Raw genomic sequence first — 17,536 nt, 5'->3', positions numbered from 1 at the left:
TGTGGCGAGGGAGCTTGCTCCCGCTGGACTGCGCAGCAGGCCCATTTTTACGACTGCTGCGCAGCCGAGCGGGAGCAAGCTCCCTCGCCACAAAAAGCGTTCTCGCACGCAGGGATTCAGTTGCTGATCGCCAGGATGCTTGCCTGATACGAACCCACGAACACGTCGAAATCCCCCACCTCGTTCTGCTCCAGCTCAGTTTGCCGAACCAGGGATGCACTGGCGGTTTCTTCGAATGCAGCCTGTTCCTGGGCAGGCAAGGGCTCGGCGCGGAAGAATTCGGCGTGGGCCTTGCTTTGACGCAGGGAGAACTGGGCGAAGCTTTCCTGATGCTCGGCCATGGCGGCCAGCACTTGGGCGGAGGGCGTCAGGGACGGATCGCGGACTTTCGCCAATTGCGCGTCCAGTGCCTGGCGGTGGGCATCGCCACCTTGGCTCTGGTCGAGCAGCGAGGCCAGCGGGGCGATTTTTTCCAGCAATTCGACGGCCCAGGTCTGCATGTCCACCGACTGACCCTGGCGCTGCAATTGCAGGCCAGGCTTGCGGCCTTCCTTGACCACGGTCAGGAAGTTGCTCGTGGCGTTGCCGCATTCGTTGTTTTCCAACTGCGGGCTGTCATTGAGGCCGCAATACAGTAGGAACGCATCGAGGAATCGCGACTCGGTGAGGTCGATGCCCATCGGCAGGAACGGGTTGATGTCCAGGCAACGCACTTCGACGTACTGGATACCCCGGGCCATCAAGGCCTGGATCGGCCGCTCGCCGGTGTAGGTCACGCGTTTGGGGCGGATGTTGGAGTAGTACTCGTTTTCGATCTGCAGGATGTTGGTGTTGAGCTGCACCCACTCGCCGTTCTGGTGAGTGCCGACTTCGACGTACGGTGCATAAGGCGTCGCCACCGCTTTGCGCAGGCTGTCGGTGTAACTGGCCAGGTCGTTGTAGCAAGGCGTGAGGCCGGCCTGGGCGTTGCTCTGGTAACCCAGGTCGCTCATGCGCAGGCTGGTGGCGTAGGGCAGGTACAAGGTGTCCGGGTCCAGTTGCTCCAACTGGTGCGGGCGACCCCGCAGGAAACCGGCGTCCAGGGCCGGCGAGGCACCGAACAGGTACATCAGCAACCAGCTGTAGCGGCGGAAATTGCGGATCAGCGCGATGTAGGCCGACGACTGGAAGTCACGGTCGCTGGCCTCGACGCCTTCGGCCTGCCGGAGCAGGGGCCAGAGCTTTTCCGGCAGGGAAAAGTTGTAGTGGATCCCGGCAATGCATTGCATGGTCTTGCCGTAGCGCAGGGCCAGGCCCTGGCGATAGACGTACTTGAGCCGACCGATGTTCGAGGTGCCGTAATACGCGATCGGGATGTCCTCTTCCGCCGGCAGCGGGCACGGCATCGAAGGGCTCCACAGGTACTCGTCGCCAAGTTTGCTGTAGGCAAACCGGTGGATCTTGTCGAGGCTGCGCAGGGTATCGGCCGGGTTGGCCAGGGCCGGCGTGATGAACTCCAGCAGCGACTCGGAATAGTCGGTAGTGATCTGTTCGTTGGTCAACGCCGAACCCAGGGCCTTGGGGTGTGGGGTCTGCGCCAGGTGCCCATCGCCGGTGACGCGCAGGCATTCACGCTCGATGCCATGCAGGCACTGTTCGAGCAGGGAGAGGTTGGCGCGCTCGCCGAGCAGGGCCAGGCGGCGGTTTAAAAGATCGCTCAAGTTGAATTCCTTCACGCGTCAGTCGCCCCAATATGGGGGTGGGCAAGACGGTCTACAAGGGTGAAGTTGAAACTGGCGTTTTCGCCTGGTTTTTGTGCGGCCTAAGGCTAATCGCCGCAACCCCCCTGTGGGAGCGAGCTTGCTCGCGATGGCGGATGGTCAGTCAGCATCAGCGCTGCTGATCCACCGCTATCGCGAGCAAGCTCGCTCCCACAGGAAAGCCCGACACCGCATTCATGGCGTCGAAATTAACTCAAATCGATGACAGGGAGCTATAGGACAGCGAACGTGCCTTGCGCTTTTGCGACCAGTTTGTCGCCTTGCATCACCTCGGCCTCGACCACCAGCGTGCGCCGGCCCGGGTGGATGACCCGGGCGGTGCACAACACGTCGCCGTCGGACACGGCGCGAATGTAGTTGATCTTGCATTCGATGGTCGCGCTCTGCTGGTCAAAGCCATGGACACTGGAGCAGGCCAGTCCCATGGCGATGTCCACCAGGCTGAACAGCGCGCCGCCGTGCAGCTTGCCGCCGCGATTGCGCAGCGGCGGCTCAAGGCTCAGGGCGACTTGCGCCACCCCGTCCCCAAGGCTGTGCAGACGGCAGCCGAGCAGCTTGAAGAACGCGCTCTCCACCAACCCGGCTGGCACGTCCATCAGCGTTTCTTCAACTGCTTGGCGTTGGCGAACAACGAGGCCATGGCGTTGTTGGACGGAGCCGCGGTGGTGGTCTCCTTGCGTGGCGCGGTGTTCTGCGACTGGCGTGGCGTCGAGCCAGGACGTGCACCACGGGCACCGTCGACTTTCTCGCCCGGCGTGTCGCTCATGCGCATCGACAGGCCGACGCGTTTGCGCGGGATGTCGACTTCCATGACCTTCACTTTCACCACATCACCGGCTTTCACCGCTTCGCGCGGGTCCTTGATGAACTTCTCGGACAAGGCCGAGATGTGCACCAGGCCGTCCTGGTGCACGCCGATGTCGACGAAGGCACCGAAGTTGGTGACGTTGGTCACCACGCCTTCGAGGATCATGCCCGGTTGCAGGTCCTTGAGGTCTTCGACGCCGTCCTGGAACTCGGCGGTCTTGAACTCGGGGCGCGGGTCTCGGCCCGGTTTCTCCAGTTCCTGGAGGATGTCGGTGACGGTGGGCAGGCCGAAGGTTTCGTCGGTGAATTTCTTCGGATCCAGGCGCTTGAGGAACCCGGCGTCACCGATCAGCGAACGAATGTCGCGGTCGGTCTGGGCGGCAATGCGTTGCACCAGCGGGTAGGCTTCAGGGTGGACAGCGGAGGAGTCCAGCGGGTTATCGCCGTTCATCACCCGCAGGAAGCCGGCGGCCTGTTCGAAGGTCTTTTCACCCAGGCGCGGGACTTTCTTCAACGCGGCGCGGGTCTTGAACGCGCCGTGTTCGTCACGGTGGGTGACGATGTTCTGCGCCAGCGTGGCATTCAGGCCAGAGATGCGCGCCAACAGCGCCACCGAAGCGGTGTTCACGTCCACGCCCACGGCGTTCACGCAATCCTCCACCACCGCGTCCAGGCCGCGGGCCAGTTTCAGTTGGGAAACGTCGTGCTGGTACTGGCCGACGCCGATGGATTTCGGGTCGATCTTCACCAGTTCCGCCAACGGGTCCTGCAGGCGACGGGCGATGGACACCGCGCCACGGATCGACACGTCCAGGTCCGGGAATTCCTTGGAGGCCAGTTCCGATGCCGAGTAAACCGAAGCGCCGGCCTCGGAGACCATGACCTTGGTCATCTTCATGGCTGGGTATTTCTTGATCAGTTCGGCGGCCAGCTTATCGGTCTCGCGGCTGGCGGTGCCGTTGCCGATGGCGATCAGGTCCACTGAATGCTTGGCGCACAGGGCGGCGAGCACGGCGAGGGTCTGGTCCCACTTGTTGTGCGGCACGTGCGGGTAGACCGTGGCGTGGTCCAGCAGTTTGCCGGTGGAATCCACCACCGCCACCTTGCAACCGGTGCGCAGGCCCGGGTCCAGGCCCAGGGTGGCGCGTGGGCCGGCCGGTGCGGCCAGCAGCAGGTCGTGCAGGTTGTGGGCGAACACGTTGATCGCCTCGGTCTCGGCGTTATCGCGCAACTCGCCCAGCAGGTCGGTTTCCAGGTGGGTGTAGAGCTTGACCTTCCAGGTCCAGCGCACCACCTCGGCCAGCCATTTGTCGGCGGCGCGATTCTGGTTCTGGATGCCGAACTGCTGGCCGATCATGCCTTCGCACGGGTGCATGGTGCCTGGCAATTCTTCACCGACTTTCAGTGCGGAGCTGAGAATGCCTTCGTTGCGACCACGGAAAATCGCCAGGGCACGGTGGGACGGCATGCTCTTGAGCGGTTCGTCGTGTTCGAAGTAGTCGCGGAACTTCGCGCCTTCCTCTTCCTTGCCGGCGATCACCCGGGCGCTGAGGGTGGCTTCCTGCTTGAGGTAGCTGCGCAGTTTTTCCAGCAGGTTGGCGTCTTCGGCGAAACGCTCCATGAGGATGTACTTGGCGCCTTCCAGCGCCGCTTTCACGTCCGCCACGCCTTTTTCGGTGTCGACGAAGCGCGCGGCTTCGGTTTCCGGGGCCAGGGTCGGGTCGTTGAACAAGCCGTCGGCCAGCTCGCCGAGGCCGGCTTCCAGGGCGATCTGGCCCTTGGTGCGGCGCTTTTGCTTGTAGGGCAGGTACAAGTCTTCGAGGCGGGTCTTGGTGTCGGCCAGCTTGATGTCGCGCTCCAGTTGCGGGGTCAGCTTGCCCTGCTCCTGGATGCTGGCCAGGATGCTGATACGCCGTTCGTCGAGTTCTCGCAGGTAGCGCAGGCGTTCTTCCAGATGCCGCAATTGGGTGTCATCGAGGCTGCCGGTCACTTCTTTCCGGTAACGGGCGATGAAAGGCACCGTGGAGCCTTCATCGAGTAGCGCGACGGCCGCTTCGACCTGTTGTGGGCGTACACCGAGTTCCTCGGCGATGCGGCTGTTGATGCTGTCCATAAAACCACCTGACAAATTGTGAAATCAGGCTCGCCGCCGCAGAAGCAGGGCTCGGCGAGACTGGTTGAGCGGCCTGGCATGCGCCGCTGCCTGGGTCAAAAGGCAGCCTGTTGACCCGCGAAATTCAAAAAGTGCTGCCTGGCCAAGGGGAAAAAAATGGCACGCCGGGTCACGATCCGGCATTCCCTGGCACAAAAGGCCGCGCATTATAACCAGCGTTCCGTCCTGAGGGGGGGACATGGTCTGTAGGCTTGATGCCCGGATTTGTGGAGATAGAGGAAAAATCTGCTAACAATGCACACGGTGCGTATAACGGCAGCTAGGCCATAATGCGCGCCGAGATCAAAGGAGCTTCCTATGAGCAGCACTGCACAAACTGCTGAAGGCGAAAAAATTCTTATTGTTGACGACGATCCGGGGCTGAGCAGCTTGCTGGAACGCTTTTTCGTCAGCAAGGGCTACCGCGCCCGCACCGTACCGAACACCGAGCAAATGGACCGACTGCTGGCCCGTGAAGTTTTCAACCTGGTGGTGCTCGACCTGATGCTGCCCGGTGAGGACGGCCTGACAGCCTGCCGCCGCCTGCGCGGTGCCAACAACCAGATCCCGATCATCATGCTCACCGCCAAGGGCGACGAGCTGAGCCGTATCAAGGGTCTTGAACTGGGCGCCGACGATTACCTGGCCAAGCCGTTCAACCCCGACGAGCTGATGGCCCGCGTCAAGGCGGTGCTGCGTCGCCAGTCGGCGCCGGTACCTGGCGCGCCAGGCAGCGAAGATGAGAGCGTGACCTTCGGCGACTATGAGCTGTCCCTGGCCACTCGCGAGCTCAAGCGCGGCGATGAGGTCCACATGCTCACCACCGGTGAGTTCGCCGTGCTCAAGGCCCTGGTGATGAACGCCCGCCAGCCGCTGACCCGCGACAAGTTGATGAACCTGGCCCGTGGTCGTGAATGGGATGCGCTGGAGCGCTCCATCGACGTGCAGATTTCCCGCCTGCGCCGGATGATCGAACCCGATCCTTCCAAGCCGCGGTATATCCAGACCGTCTGGGGCGTGGGTTATGTGTTCGTACCGGATGGTGCCGCCAGCAAGTGATCGGCGATTTGTAGGAGCGGGTGGCCTGGCCGGTTGAAATGTCTTCTTCCAGGCGACTCGCGGTCTGTCATTGTGCGAGCATCGCTCGCTCCTGCAAGTGTGTAGCGGTTATTCATGAAAACCCCCGTTTGGTTCCCCCAGAGTTTCTTCTCCCGCACCCTCTGGCTGGTGCTGATCGTCGTGCTCTTCTCCAAGGCACTGACGCTGGTGTACCTGCTGATGAACGAAGACGTGCTCGTGGACCGGCAGTACAGCCACGGCGTTGCCTTGACCCTGCGGGCCTATTGGGCGGCGGACGAAACCAACCGAGCGAAAATTGCCGAGGCGGCGACGCTGATCCGCGTTGTCGGTGCCGGCGTGCCAGAGGGCGAGCAGCACTGGCCCTACAGCGAGATCTATCAACGCCAGATGCAGGCCGAACTGGGCGCCGATACCGAGGTGCGATTGCGCATGCACTCGCCGCCGGCGCTGTGGGTGCGGGCCCCGAGCCTGGGGGATGGCTGGCTGAAAGTGCCGTTGTACCCGCATCCGCTGCGCGGCCAGAAAATCTGGAACGTGCTCGGCTGGTTCCTGGCCATCGGCCTGCTGTCGACGGCGTCGGCGTGGATTTTCGTCAGCCAGCTCAACCAACCGTTGAAACGCCTGGTCTACGCCGCCCGCCAACTGGGCCAGGGGCGCAGCGTGCGGCTGCCCATCAGCGATACGCCCAGCGAGATGACCGAGGTCTACCGTGCTTTCAACCAGATGGCCGAGGATGTCGAACAGGCCGGGCGCGAACGCGAACTGATGCTCGCTGGCGTCTCCCATGACCTGCGCACGCCGCTGACCCGGCTGCGGTTGTCGCTGGAGTTGATGGGCGAGCACACCGACCTGACCGACGAGATGGTCCGCGACATCGAGGACATGGACGCGATTCTCGACCAGTTCCTGGCGTTCATTCGCGACGGTCGTGACGAGTCGGTGGAAGAGGTGGACCTCAGTGAACTGGTGCGGGAAGTGGCCGCGCCCTATAACCAGAACGATGAGAAAGTGCACCTGCGCCTGGAGCCGATCCAGCCGTTCCCGTTGCGCCGCGTGTCGATGAAGCGTTTGCTGAACAACCTGATCGGCAATGCGCTGAACCACGCGGGCACCGGTGTCGAAGTCGCGGCCTATGTCTCCGGTGACACCAGCGCGCCTTACGTGGTGCTGAGCGTCATGGACCGTGGCGCCGGCATCGATCCCTCTGAGCTGGAAGCCATTTTCAACCCCTTCACTCGCGGTGATCGCGCCCGGGGCGGGAAGGGCACGGGGCTGGGCCTGGCCATCGTCAAGCGCATCGCCTCGATGCACGGCGGCAACGTCGAGCTGCGTAACCGCGTCGGTGGTGGGCTGGAAGCTCGGGTGCGCTTGCCGTTGGGCTTGATGCTGCCTCGGGATGCGGTGTAGCGGCCTTCGTCTGGCTGAGGCCTGTGGAAGAACCTGTGGGAGCAAGCTCGGCTCCCACAAAGGCTCACTCCCGCAGGGTTTGTGTTGAGTTAACCCTTGCCCTTGGTCCGGGTCATGTTCGGCCCGCCATTCTTTTCCAAATGCTCGATGATGATCCCTGCCACGTTCTTGCTCGTGGTGGTCTCGATCCCTTCCAGGCCGGGCGAGGAGTTGACCTCCATCACCAGCGGTCCGTGGTTGGAGCGCAGGATGTCCACGCCCGCCACGGCCAGGCCCATGACTTTTGCGGCCCGCAGGGCGGTCATGCGTTCTTCCGGAGTGATCTTGATCAGGCTGGCACTACCACCGCGATGCAGGTTGGAGCGAAACTCTCCGGGCTTGGCCTGGCGTTTCATCGAGGCAATCACTTTGTCGCCGACGACGAAGCAGCGGATGTCCGCGCCACCGGCTTCCTTGATGTACTCCTGGACCATGATGTTCTGCTTCAGGCCCATGAACGCCTCGATCACCGATTCCGCCGCCGTTGCGGTTTCACACAAGACCACTCCGATGCCCTGGGTGCCTTCCAGCACCTTGATCACCAGCGGTGCGCCATTGACCATCGCAATCAGGTCGGGAATGTCGTCGGGGGAGTGGGCAAAACCGGTTACGGGCAGGCCGATCCCGCGCCGTGACAGCAACTGCAGCGAGCGCAACTTGTCCCGGGAGCGGGCGATGGCCACCGACTCGTTGAGGGGAAACACTCCCATCATTTCGAACTGACGCAACACGGCGCAGCCATAGAACGTCACCGATGCGCCGATGCGCGGGATCACCGCATCGAACCCTTCCAGCGGCTTGCCACGGTAATGGATCTGCGGCTTGTGGCTGGCAATGTTCATGTAGGCGCGCAGGGTATCGATCACCACCATTTCATGGCCTCGTTCGGTCCCGGCTTCAACCAGGCGACGAGTGGAATACAGACGCGGATTACGCGACAGCACAGCGATCTTCATGCAACACCTGTGGCAGAGGTAGTGGACACCGGGAATGCCGGCTTGTCTTGAACGTATTTGGTACCTGGATTGACCACCAGTTGGCCGTCGATCAAGGCTTTGGAACCCAGTAGCAGGCGATATCGCATGGATTTGCGGCAGGCAAGGGTGAACTCGACCCGCCAGACCCGGTCACCCAGCGCCAGCGTGGTGCTGATCACGTAGCGGACCTGAGCGTGGCCGTTGGAACTCTTTATGGTCTTGCGGGCCACCAGCGGCGCTTCGCAGCGGCGATGGCGCAACTGCACCACCGTGCCGAGGTGCGCAGTGAAGCGCACCCACTTTTCGCCATCGCGCTCGAACGGCTCGATGTCGGTGGCATGCAGGCTGGAGGTGCTGGCGCCGGTGTCGATTTTTGCCCGCAGGCCCACGACTCCCAGATCCGGGAGCGCCACCCACTCGCGCAGACCGACAACGGTCAAATGGTCAAAAGTCTTCAATAAAAAAACCTGCGATCAGTACATCGGATCGTGGACTCCGCGAATCGCGGTATTCACGCAGAATAATCACAAAATGGCGACAGTTATCTACGCACTTGTTTGTGCTTGTAACCGATTGCGACCCAAGCCATGTGTGTGACGGTGGTTCGGCGGGCATTCTATCCGTCGGGCCGGATTCGTGCGCTCGACAAAAACGGTAGTACAGTTCCGGCTATTGGCAGAAAAGAGGAAACGCAGTGGCACAAAAAAAGGAAGAGGACGACAAGGTCCGTCTCGATAAATGGTTGTGGGCGGCGCGATTCTACAAGACGCGGGCCCTGGCCAAGACCGCCATCGAAAGCGGCAAGGTCCATCACCGGGGAGAGCGTTGCAAACCGGGCAAAGAGCCCCGCGTTGGCGATGAATTTGTCATCCGCACCGGGTTCGATGAAAAGACCGTGGTAGTCGAGGCCCTGTCGATCGTGCGTCGCGGCGCACCTGAAGCGCAGACGCTGTATCGCGAAACCGAAGCCAGTATCGCCAAGCGTGAAACCGCCGCCGCGCAACGCAAGGCCGGCGCCCTGGGTGTCAGCACCGACGGCAAGCCGAGCAAGAAGCAGCGCCGGGACCTGTTCAAGTTTCGTGGCAGCAATAGCGAATAAAGCGCCGGTCATTTCACCCGTGGCGAGGGAGCTTGCTACCGCTCGGTTGCGCAGCGACCGTAAGATTTTGGGGCCGCTGCGCAGCCCAGCGGGAGCAAGCTCCCTCGCCACAATGTGTCAGCCTACACATTCAGATGAGGCGTCAGCCCCTTCCCGTCAGGCAAACCCAAGCCTTGCTTGGAACCCGCCCTGAATGCCCATAAAATGCCCGCCATCATTTGTCATCACCTCAGATACCAGACCCTATGACTGATTTACCGGATACCGACTACACCCAACGTTTCATCTTCGATGACAGCGACGCCCGTGGCGAGCTGGTGGCGTTGGAGCGTAGCTACGCCGAAGTCCTCGCCAAGCACCCCTACCCCGAGCCGGTCGCACAAATGCTCGGCGAGCTGATGGCGGCTGCGGCGTTGTTGGTGGGCACCTTGAAGTTCGATGGCTTGCTGATTCTCCAGGCGCGTTCCGATGGTCCGGTGCCGTTGCTGATGATCGAGTGCTCCAGTGAGCGCGAAATCCGTGGCCTGGCCCGTTATGACGCCGAGCAGATCGGGCCTGACGCAACGCTGGCCGATATGATGCCCAATGGCGTGCTGGCCCTCACGGTCGATCCGACCCAAGGCCAGCGTTACCAGGGAATTGTCGATCTGGACGGGGCAACCCTGGCCGATTGCTTCACCAACTACTTCGTCATGTCCCAGCAGACCAATACCCGCTTCTGGCTTTACGCCGACGGGCGGCGCGCTCGCGGTTTACTGCTGCAGCAACTGCCTGCCGACCGTCTGCGCGACCCGGAAGAACGTGACGCCAGTTGGCAGCACATCACCGCTCTGGCCAGCACCCTGAGCGCCGATGAGCTGTTGAGCCTGGACAACGAAACCGTGCTGCATCGCCTCTATCACGAGGAGCAGGTACGCTTGTTCGACGGCCAGCCGTTGCGCTTCCAATGCAGTTGCTCTCGTGAACGTTCCGCCAATGCGCTGGTCAGTCTGGGTCTGGAAGATGCGCAGCAACTGGTGATCGAGCATGGCGGTGCCATCGAGGTCGATTGCCAGTTTTGCAACGAGCGCTACCTGTTCGACGCGGCGGACATCGCTCAATTGTTCGCTGGTGCGGGTGTCGACACACCGTCAGATACTCGTCACTAAAACGTTTCAGCGCAGGTAAATCTCCTGGCAAACGCCGGATTTACGCCGTACTGACGGGAGGGCCCTACTCTTTTTGGGGTTTTCTGGCATAATCCGGCCCACTTTTTTCGGGTAGTAGTGCGCGACTTCCTACTACAAAACGTTTGGAGCACTCGGCCACGGGCCGACGGGGAATCTCATGACGCAAGCCAATAACGCCGTGTACACCGATCTGAGTGTCGATGATCTGGTCAAAGAAGCCCTGAATCGCGGTGAAGGCGAGCTTGCCGATACTGGCGCGCTGGTTGTTCGTACCGGTCATCGTACCGGTCGCTCGCCAGTCGACCGTTTCATCGTGGAAGAGCCAACCACCCAGGACGCCATCGCCTGGGGCCCGATCAACCGCAAGTTCCCGGCCGACAAGTTCGATGCCCTGTGGAGCCGCGTCGAAGCCTACCTGGGCGAGCGCGAGCGTTTCGTCTCCCACGTGCATGTAGGCTCCGATCCTGCGCACTACCTGCCAGTCAAGATGACCACCGAGACCGCGTGGCACAATCTGTTTGGCCGTTGCCTGTTCATCAACCCCGAGCAATACAACGCCGGCGGCAAGGATGAGTGGCAGATCCTCAACGCGCCGAATTTCGTTTGCGAGCCTGAGCGTGACGGCACCAACTCCGACGGCACCGTGATCATCAACTTCGCGGCCAAGAAAGTGCTGATCGCCGGCATGCGCTACGCCGGTGAAATGAAGAAAGCCCTGTTCTCCGTGCAGAACTTCCTGCTGCCGGCCGTTGACGTGCTGCCGATGCACTGCGCCGCGAACATGGGCGAAGAAGGCGATGTGACCCTGTTCTTCGGCCTGTCGGGCACTGGCAAGACCACCCTGTCCGCCGATGAAAGCCGTTACCTGATCGGTGACGACGAGCACGGCTGGGGCGTGGGCGTGGTCTTCAACATCGAAGGCGGCTGCTATGCCAAGTGCATCGACCTGTCCGAGAAGAACGAGCCGGTTATCTGGAAAGCCATCCAGCACGGCGCCGTACTGGAAAACGTCGTCCTCGACCCGGTCACCAAGAAAGCCGACTACGCCGACGACAGCCTGACCCAGAACAGCCGCGCCGCCTACCCGCGTGAGCTGATCGAAAAACGCGCACCGAAAAACCTCGGTGGCGAGCCAAACGCCGTGATCTTCCTGACCTGCGACCTGACCGGTGTACTGCCGCCAGTGTCGATCCTCAGCGAAGAACAAGCCGCCTACCACTTCCTGTCCGGCTACACCGCGCTGGTGGGTTCGACCGAAATGGGTTCGGGCAGCGGCATCAAGTCGACCTTCTCCACCTGCTTCGGCGCCCCGTTCTTCCCGCGTCCGGCTGGTGAATACGCTGAGCTGCTGATCAAGCGCATCCGTGGTTTCGGCTCCAAGGTCTACCTGGTCAACACCGGCTGGACCGGCGGCGGCTACGGCGTCGGCAAGCGCTTCAACATCCCGACCACCCGTGCGGTGATCGCGGCGATCCAGAGCGGCGCGCTGATCGGTGCTGAAACCGAGCACCTGGACATCATCAATCTGGACGTGCCGCTGGCTGTCCCAGGCGTCGAGACTGTCCTGTTGAACCCACGCAACACCTGGGCCGACAAAGCTGCCTACGACGAAGCGGCCAAGGCATTGGCCGGTCTGTTCACCGAGAACTTCAAGAAGTTCGACGTGAGCGACGCGATCAAGGCGGCAGGTCCACAGCTGTAAGGCTTGGTTGGTGAATAAAAAACCGCCCTTTATGGGCGGTTTTTTATGGGCGGCTATTTGTGTGAAAGCTGGAATGCACTTAGTTTGGAGGCTCGCTGCGCTGGCTTGGGGAAAATGAAAAGGCTGCGATTCCTGCGAGGCTTATGAACGTCGACCTAAAGTAACTGCCATTATTCCACCTGAAATAGAGGAATACAGCCAGAATAATGCCACTTAAGCCGTGCAGGTTGACTAGCCCCCTTCCACTTCCCGCGTATCCCATCGTTGCGCCTTGATTGCCTTGTAGAGCATGCCGATGGTCAGTGGCGTCTTGTTCCCACGGCCCTTGGCCCTGCGCTTTTGAAACACATCAAATCCTTCAGGCTGAAAATAGCGGTAGGCATCGTAGTCGATGAGCTCGATGGCGAAGCGCTCCTCCAGTGCCTCCATCAGATGCCGGGCGTCCGCGCCATCGCAACCCAGGTCGAGATTGATCGCGGTGTCCAGGCGAATCGTCTTGCGTTCAGGCAGGCCGATTTCTTCGTGCAGCAGCTCCATGAGCTGGCGCATGGTGTGATCGTCGGGGAAGTCTGGGGCGAGGTACATGGCGAGGTTTCCGGGGTGTTGGGGCGCGTCTGTATGGATGGAAAGCTTAGGGTGAAATCGTTGCCCGTTGGAAAAAGAAGAAACGTCTCACATATAGCGGCGAAAACGGATGTGGCATGGTTCCGTTTCATGAACAAAGTCTTGAGCGCCAGGCTGTATCATCCCGTATCGATTCGACCCCGACCTTTTCTCGACTCGCTGCATTGTCCCGCTAGGCTTTGGGCATCGCAGCAGTCAAAGGAGCGACCGCGCATGCACAGCACCCTGGAACAGGTTTTCGGTTATCCACAGTTTCGTCCCGGTCAGGAGGCGGCCATCGGCGCCGTGCTGGCCGGTCGGTCGGCGGCGGCCATTTTCCCCACCGGCTCGGGCAAGTCCCTGTGTTATCAATTGTCGGCCCTGCTCTTGCCGCACCTGACCCTGGTGGTCTCACCGTTGCTGGCGCTGATGCAGGACCAGTTGGCGTTCCTCAAGCGCCACGGCATCGCGGCGGCGAGTATCGATTCGGCCCAGGGCCGTGACGAAACCAACGATGCCATGGCGCGGGCCCGTTCGGGCGAGTTGAAGATCCTGATGATCTCCGTGGAGCGCCTGAAGAACGAGCGCTTTCGCAATTTCCTGCAGCAGGTGCCGATCTCGTTGCTGGTGGTGGACGAGGCCCACTGTATTTCCGAATGGGGGCATAACTTCCGACCTGACTACCTCAAGCTTCCCGATTACCAGCACCAGTTCAACATTCCCCTGGTTTTGCTGCTGACAGCCACCGCTACACCCAAGGTCATCGCCGATATGCAGGCGAAATTCGCCATCTCTGCCACGGATGTGGTGACGACCGGTTTCTACCGGTCGAACCTCAATCTGCTGGTCGAGCCCGTGCTGGGTGCCGACAAGCGCGCACGGCTGGTGCAATGGCTGGGCGAGCGGGCCGGGCAACCGAGCATTGTCTACGTCACCTTGCAGCGAACCGCCGAGCAGATCGCCGAACACCTGGGCCAGCACGGTATCGTGGCCGAGGCTTATCACGCCGGTTTGCCCCATGAACAACGCGAAGATATCCAGCGGCGGTTCATGGGCGGGCAATCCAATTGCATCGTCGCGACCATCGCTTTCGGCATGGGCATCGACAAGAGCGATATCCGCAATGTCGTGCATTTCGACCTGCCCAAATCCATCGAGAACTACAGCCAGGAAATCGGCCGGGCCGGGCGGGATGGTCAGCCGTCCGATTGCCTGGTGCTGGCCAACCGCGACAGTCTCAACGTGCTGGAAAACTTTGTGTATGGCGATACGCCGGAACTTGCAGGCATTCGTTGCGTGCTCGATGAACTCAAGGCCGCCGGCCCCGATGGGCAATGGGAGTTCTTGCTGGGACCATTGGCGGACCAGAGCAACATCCGGCAACTGCCGCTCAAGACGCTGCTGGTCCAGTTGGAGCTGCGCCGGCTGATCGCGCCACGCTATGCCTATTTCGCGGAGTACCGCTTCAAGTTCCTGACGGAGCCGCAAGAACTGCTGGAGCGCTTCGAAGGCGAGCGAAGGGACTTCGTCTCGGCCATCATCCAGACCTCCAGTCGCGCCCGGGCCTGGGCCACGGTGAATTTCGACGGGATGTACCAGCAGTATCACGCTGAGCGTAATCGCGTGGTCAAGGCGCTGGATTATTTCCAGGAAAAGGGCTGGATCGAGCTGGAAAGCAAACAGATGACCGAGGTGTACAGCGTGTTGGACGTGGACCTGGACGTGCAGGTCTTGAGTGCCGAGCTGCATGCCTATTTCACCCGGCACGAACACAGCGAAATCGCGCGGATCCACGCCATGCTCGAGTTGTTCGCCACCGACCATTGCCTGGGTTACCGCCTGGCGCAATATTTCGGCGATGACAATGCGCCACGCCAGTGCGGCCATTGTTCGGTGTGCCATGGGCATGTCGCTCGCCTGCCGGAGCCGCCTGTGTTGCCGGCGCTTGTGGATAAAAACTTCGAGGCGCTGTGTGGTGACTTTATCCACAAGCACGAGCAGCATAGCGGCAGCGTGCCGTCTGCCGAGCGCCTCACCCGCTTCCTGTGCGCAATCAGCGTGCCGCTGTTCACCCGATTGAAGGCGCGGAAGATCCACGGCTATGCCGCACTGGAAGCGTATCCATACGCTGAAGTTCGCCAGTGGATCCAAGCGCACCTGTGAGCTGCATCCATCCGCTGAATGCCCTTCATCACACGAATAAATTTCAAAAATATTCGGCGGCTGACTAAGGTGAAGGCTGTCTTCGGATCGCCAACAAGAGAGCCAACATGAACCAGACACCTTTCGATATTCAGCGTGCCGCGGTGGTCGGAGCAGGCACCATGGGCAGGGGCATCGTGATGTGCCTGGCCAACGCTGGCGTGGCGGTGCAGTGGGTCGACAACAATCCACAGATGCTCGAGCAGGCCCTGGTCGCCGTGGCCGAGACCTATGCCCATGGCGTGCGCCAGGGCCGTATCGACCAGGGTGAGGCCGATGCGCGGATCGCCCGGGTGACACGGGCGCAGGATTACGCGGCAATCCGCAATGTGGACCTGGTGATCGAAGCGGTTTACGAAAACCTTGAGCTCAAACAGAAAATCTTTCGTGAGCTGGACGGCCTGCTCAAGCCCGAAGCCATCCTGGCGAGCAACACCTCGGCGCTGGACATCGATGCCATCGCCGCTGTCACCCGCCGGCCAATCCAGGTCCTGGGCCTGCATTTCTTCAGCCCGGCGCACATCATGAAGCTGCTGGAAATCGTCCGCGGCGCACAAACCTCCAAAACGGTGCTGGACGCGGCGTTGGTGCTGGGCAAGCGCATGGGCAAGGTCAGCGTTGTATCGGGCAATTGCCATGGATTCATTGGCAACCGAATGCTTCATCCTTATGTGCTGGAAGCGCGCAAGATGCTGCTGGAGGGGGCATTCCCCCATCAGGTGGATGCGGCGTTGCAAGGCTTTGGCTTCGCCATGGGACCGTTTCGTATGTACGACGTGGTTGGCATCGATCTGGAGTGGCGCGCCCGTGAGCTGGCGGGCAAGGGCCAGGACGCGCCCGAGGTGCAAGTGGACAACCGTTTGTGCGAGCTGGGGCGGTTCGGCCAGAAAAGCGGCAATGGGTACTATCACTACGAGCCGGGCAGTCGACAGGCCGAGCATGATGTCGAGGTGGATGCGCTGGTACTAGGGGTCAGTGAAGCGCTGGGTTTCCAGCGGCGCGAGATCGGCCCGGAAGAAATCCTCGAGCGGTGCTTGCTGGCGCTGGTCAACGAGGGGGCAAAGATCCTGCAGGAAGGCATTGCCGAGTCGGCCCACGATATCGACCTGGTCTACCTGAACGGTTACGGCTTCCCAGTGGACAAGGGCGGGCCGATGGCTTGGGCCGACGGGCAGGGGCTGGAGAATATCCACACACGCCTGCTGGAGCTCGAAACGAAGCAGGGCGACCAGTGGAAGCCCGCGCGCCTGATCGGTGAGCTGGCAGCGCAGGGCAAGGGGGTCGCGCAGGCCTGAGGCCGTGCAACGCCAGGATCATTGAACAACCATGACGGACACCTGATGCCCCAACGCAACGAATACCCATACTTGCAAGCCATCACCACGCGCTGGCACGACAACGATGTGTACGGTCACGTCAATAACGTCACCTACTACAGCTTTTTCGATAGCGCAGTGAATACCTACCTGATCGAAGTTGGCGGCCTGGATATCCATGACGGAGAGGTGGTGGGGTTCGTGGTGAGTTCAGCCTGCGACTACTTTGCCTCGATTGCCTTTCCGGACCGGATTGAAATTGGCCTGCGGGTCGGCAAGCTGGGCAGCAGTTCGGTGCAATACGAGCTGGCGGTGTTCAAGGCGGGCGAGGAGGAGGCTTGCGCGGCGGGACGTTTTGTTCACGTATTCGTGGACCGGGCGTCGAATCGGCCAGTGGCGATTCCGGATCGGCTGCGTGGGGCTTTGGAACAGTTGGTGGTCTGAAACAAAAAATCGCAGCCTCCTGCCAGCTCTGGGAGCTGCCGGAGGCTGCGATCTTCAACGGCGGATATCAGTCAGCCGTTAGTCGCGGTAGTGGCGATGATGTTTTTTGCGATGCCCGTAGGCATGGCCGCGACCTGGGTGGCCGTCACGGTAGTAGCGGCGGTCACCACGGCGACCGTCATAACGACGATCATCGTCATCGTCCTTGCCCATGTAGTTACCCAGTGCGCCACCAGCGCCGCCGCCCGCCGCCGCACCGATCAGGCTGCCAGTGGTGCCGCCGACGCTACGGCCGACCACGTTACCGCCGGCTGCGCCCAGCGCACCGCCGATCGCTGCTTCGCCGCGGCTGTGTCTGTCTGCACCGACTGCACTGCCGCCCGCACCGCCCAGCGCCGCGCCGATAGTGGAACCGGTGTTGCCGCCCAGGGACTGGCCGACGACCGAACCCAAAACCCCGCCCAATGCGCCGCCCACGCCTGCTTCGGCAGTGCCACCGGCAGAAGCGATGCCACTGGTCAGGCTAAGGGACAACAAGAGAATGGAGGAGAACTTCATAGAGGAGCCTCAAAGGGATGACGGCGCGATCCTGAGGCTGGCTTCGCTTGGTTACAATAGAAATCCGACGAGTAACACGACTTGTGCACAATTCTCTAAGTTATTGTTTTTTAGTGGGAACTTAAGATGAATTGGCCGGTCTTTAGCTACTTCGGACAGGCCGTTTTCTATGGAAAACGGCCTTTTTTGTGGGCGTTCGAAACGATGTGAGTGGGGGAGCA

General features: G+C 61.3%; 15 protein-coding genes. 8 read left to right on the top strand and 7 right to left on the bottom strand.

The genetic code is table 11. The annotated features are described in order from the left end of the window. Positions 1–116 precede the first annotated feature (116 nt). From gshA to Q7F16_RS20710, 3 genes are all read right to left on the bottom strand, one after another. A complete protein-coding gene (gshA, locus tag Q7F16_RS20720) occupies positions 117–1,700 on the bottom strand; it encodes a glutamate--cysteine ligase (RefSeq protein WP_409556867.1) in 1,584 nt (527 codons plus the stop codon). Between the two features lie 272 nt (positions 1,701–1,972). Continuing rightward, on the bottom strand, positions 1,973–2,356 hold the full coding sequence (locus Q7F16_RS20715) for a PaaI family thioesterase (RefSeq protein ID WP_014336033.1): 384 nt from the start codon (positions 2,354–2,356) through the stop codon (positions 1,973–1,975). Beyond that, positions 2,356–4,680: a Tex family protein gene (locus tag Q7F16_RS20710; protein ID WP_409556868.1), complete on the bottom strand. Its 2,325-nt coding sequence runs from the start codon at positions 4,678–4,680 to the stop codon at positions 2,356–2,358. The genes Q7F16_RS20715 and Q7F16_RS20710 overlap by 1 nt, the downstream gene beginning before the upstream one ends. A 357-nt stretch (positions 4,681–5,037) precedes the next feature. On the opposite strand from Q7F16_RS20710, the gene ompR reads away from it, so the two are divergent. Next, a complete protein-coding gene (ompR, locus tag Q7F16_RS20705; protein ID WP_003196691.1) occupies positions 5,038–5,778 on the top strand; it encodes an osmolarity response regulator transcription factor OmpR in 741 nt (246 codons plus the stop codon). 114 nt (positions 5,779–5,892) lie between these two features. Beyond that, positions 5,893–7,206 carry an ATP-binding protein gene (locus Q7F16_RS20700; RefSeq protein ID WP_003196694.1) on the top strand — a complete coding sequence of 438 codons (1,314 nt, stop codon included), beginning with the start codon at positions 5,893–5,895 and terminating at the stop codon, positions 7,204–7,206. A gap of 89 nt (positions 7,207–7,295) precedes the next feature. Here Q7F16_RS20700 and rimK read toward each other — a convergent pair whose 3' ends face one another. Both rimK and rimB read right to left on the bottom strand, forming a co-directional pair. Then, positions 7,296–8,201 (bottom strand): 30S ribosomal protein S6--L-glutamate ligase, encoded by a 906-nt coding sequence (rimK, locus tag Q7F16_RS20695; RefSeq protein ID WP_003196697.1) that lies wholly within the window; start codon positions 8,199–8,201, stop codon positions 7,296–7,298. After that, positions 8,198–8,680, bottom strand: a complete 483-nt coding sequence (gene rimB / locus Q7F16_RS20690; protein WP_018608792.1) for a retropepsin-like aspartic endopeptidase RimB — start codon at positions 8,678–8,680, stop codon at positions 8,198–8,200. The genes rimK and rimB overlap by 4 nt, the downstream gene beginning before the upstream one ends. A 236-nt stretch (positions 8,681–8,916) precedes the next feature. Between rimB and Q7F16_RS20685 the strand changes: the two genes are divergently transcribed. From Q7F16_RS20685 to Q7F16_RS20675, 3 genes are all read left to right on the top strand, one after another. Next, the gene (locus Q7F16_RS20685; RefSeq protein ID WP_014336037.1) at positions 8,917–9,321 is read left to right on the top strand and encodes an RNA-binding S4 domain-containing protein; all 405 of its coding nucleotides are present in this window, start codon (positions 8,917–8,919) and stop codon (positions 9,319–9,321) included. Positions 9,322–9,566: 245 nt separating this feature from the next. Continuing rightward, positions 9,567–10,469 carry an Hsp33 family molecular chaperone HslO gene (hslO, locus tag Q7F16_RS20680; protein WP_014336038.1) on the top strand — a complete coding sequence of 301 codons (903 nt, stop codon included), beginning with the start codon at positions 9,567–9,569 and terminating at the stop codon, positions 10,467–10,469. 178 nt (positions 10,470–10,647) lie between these two features. Next, complete coding sequence (locus tag Q7F16_RS20675) at positions 10,648–12,192, top strand: phosphoenolpyruvate carboxykinase (RefSeq protein ID WP_014336039.1); 1,545 nt, start codon at positions 10,648–10,650, stop codon at positions 12,190–12,192. Between the two features lie 231 nt (positions 12,193–12,423). Here the strand turns inward: Q7F16_RS20675 and Q7F16_RS20670 are convergent, their stop codons facing one another. Further along, positions 12,424–12,777, bottom strand: a complete 354-nt coding sequence (locus Q7F16_RS20670) for a DUF1493 family protein (protein WP_046064046.1) — start codon at positions 12,775–12,777, stop codon at positions 12,424–12,426. Positions 12,778–13,029: 252 nt separating this feature from the next. On the opposite strand from Q7F16_RS20670, the gene Q7F16_RS20665 reads away from it, so the two are divergent. From Q7F16_RS20665 to Q7F16_RS20655, 3 genes are all read left to right on the top strand, one after another. Beyond that, positions 13,030–14,958 carry a RecQ family ATP-dependent DNA helicase gene (locus Q7F16_RS20665; RefSeq protein WP_409556869.1) on the top strand — a complete coding sequence of 643 codons (1,929 nt, stop codon included), beginning with the start codon at positions 13,030–13,032 and terminating at the stop codon, positions 14,956–14,958. 107 nt (positions 14,959–15,065) lie between these two features. Next, a complete protein-coding gene (locus Q7F16_RS20660) occupies positions 15,066–16,292 on the top strand; it encodes a 3-hydroxyacyl-CoA dehydrogenase (RefSeq protein WP_409556870.1) in 1,227 nt (408 codons plus the stop codon). 45 nt (positions 16,293–16,337) lie between these two features. Next, positions 16,338–16,757 (top strand): acyl-CoA thioesterase, encoded by a 420-nt coding sequence (locus Q7F16_RS20655; protein WP_046064049.1) that lies wholly within the window; start codon positions 16,338–16,340, stop codon positions 16,755–16,757. A 78-nt stretch (positions 16,758–16,835) separates the two neighbouring features. On the opposite strand, the gene Q7F16_RS20650 is transcribed toward Q7F16_RS20655, so the two are convergent. Next, positions 16,836–17,315, bottom strand: coding sequence for a glycine zipper domain-containing protein (locus Q7F16_RS20650; protein ID WP_046064050.1), 480 nt, complete (start codon positions 17,313–17,315; stop codon positions 16,836–16,838). Between the last annotated feature and the right edge of the window lie 221 nt (positions 17,316–17,536).

Source organism: Pseudomonas sp. Lb2C2, assembly GCF_052112205.1.
Classification (GTDB): domain Bacteria; phylum Pseudomonadota; class Gammaproteobacteria; order Pseudomonadales; family Pseudomonadaceae; genus Aquipseudomonas; species Aquipseudomonas kilonensis.
Note: the sequence above shows the minus strand (reverse complement) of the source record. Positions and strands in the feature narration are given on the sequence as shown.

What these genes read in the sequence shown, in the direction of transcription:
- Q7F16_RS20715 (WP_014336033.1), bottom strand. Translation starts at nt 2,356, where the DNA reads ATGGACGTGCCAGCCGGGTTGGTGGAGAGCGCGTTCTTCAAGCTGCTC.
- Q7F16_RS20710 (WP_409556868.1), bottom strand. Translation starts at nt 4,680, where the DNA reads ATGGACAGCATCAACAGCCGCATCGCCGAGGAACTCGGTGTACGCCCA.
- ompR (WP_003196691.1), top strand. Translation starts at nt 5,038, where the DNA reads ATGAGCAGCACTGCACAAACTGCTGAAGGCGAAAAAATTCTTATTGTT.
- Q7F16_RS20700 (WP_003196694.1), top strand. Translation starts at nt 5,893, where the DNA reads ATGAAAACCCCCGTTTGGTTCCCCCAGAGTTTCTTCTCCCGCACCCTC.
- rimK (WP_003196697.1), bottom strand. Translation starts at nt 8,201, where the DNA reads ATGAAGATCGCTGTGCTGTCGCGTAATCCGCGTCTGTATTCCACTCGT.
- hslO (WP_014336038.1), top strand. Translation starts at nt 9,567, where the DNA reads ATGACTGATTTACCGGATACCGACTACACCCAACGTTTCATCTTCGAT.
- Q7F16_RS20675 (WP_014336039.1), top strand. Translation starts at nt 10,648, where the DNA reads ATGACGCAAGCCAATAACGCCGTGTACACCGATCTGAGTGTCGATGAT.
- Q7F16_RS20670 (WP_046064046.1), bottom strand. Translation starts at nt 12,777, where the DNA reads ATGTACCTCGCCCCAGACTTCCCCGACGATCACACCATGCGCCAGCTC.
- Q7F16_RS20665 (WP_409556869.1), top strand. Translation starts at nt 13,030, where the DNA reads ATGCACAGCACCCTGGAACAGGTTTTCGGTTATCCACAGTTTCGTCCC.
- Q7F16_RS20660 (WP_409556870.1), top strand. Translation starts at nt 15,066, where the DNA reads ATGAACCAGACACCTTTCGATATTCAGCGTGCCGCGGTGGTCGGAGCA.
- Q7F16_RS20655 (WP_046064049.1), top strand. Translation starts at nt 16,338, where the DNA reads ATGCCCCAACGCAACGAATACCCATACTTGCAAGCCATCACCACGCGC.
- Q7F16_RS20650 (WP_046064050.1), bottom strand. Translation starts at nt 17,315, where the DNA reads ATGAAGTTCTCCTCCATTCTCTTGTTGTCCCTTAGCCTGACCAGTGGC.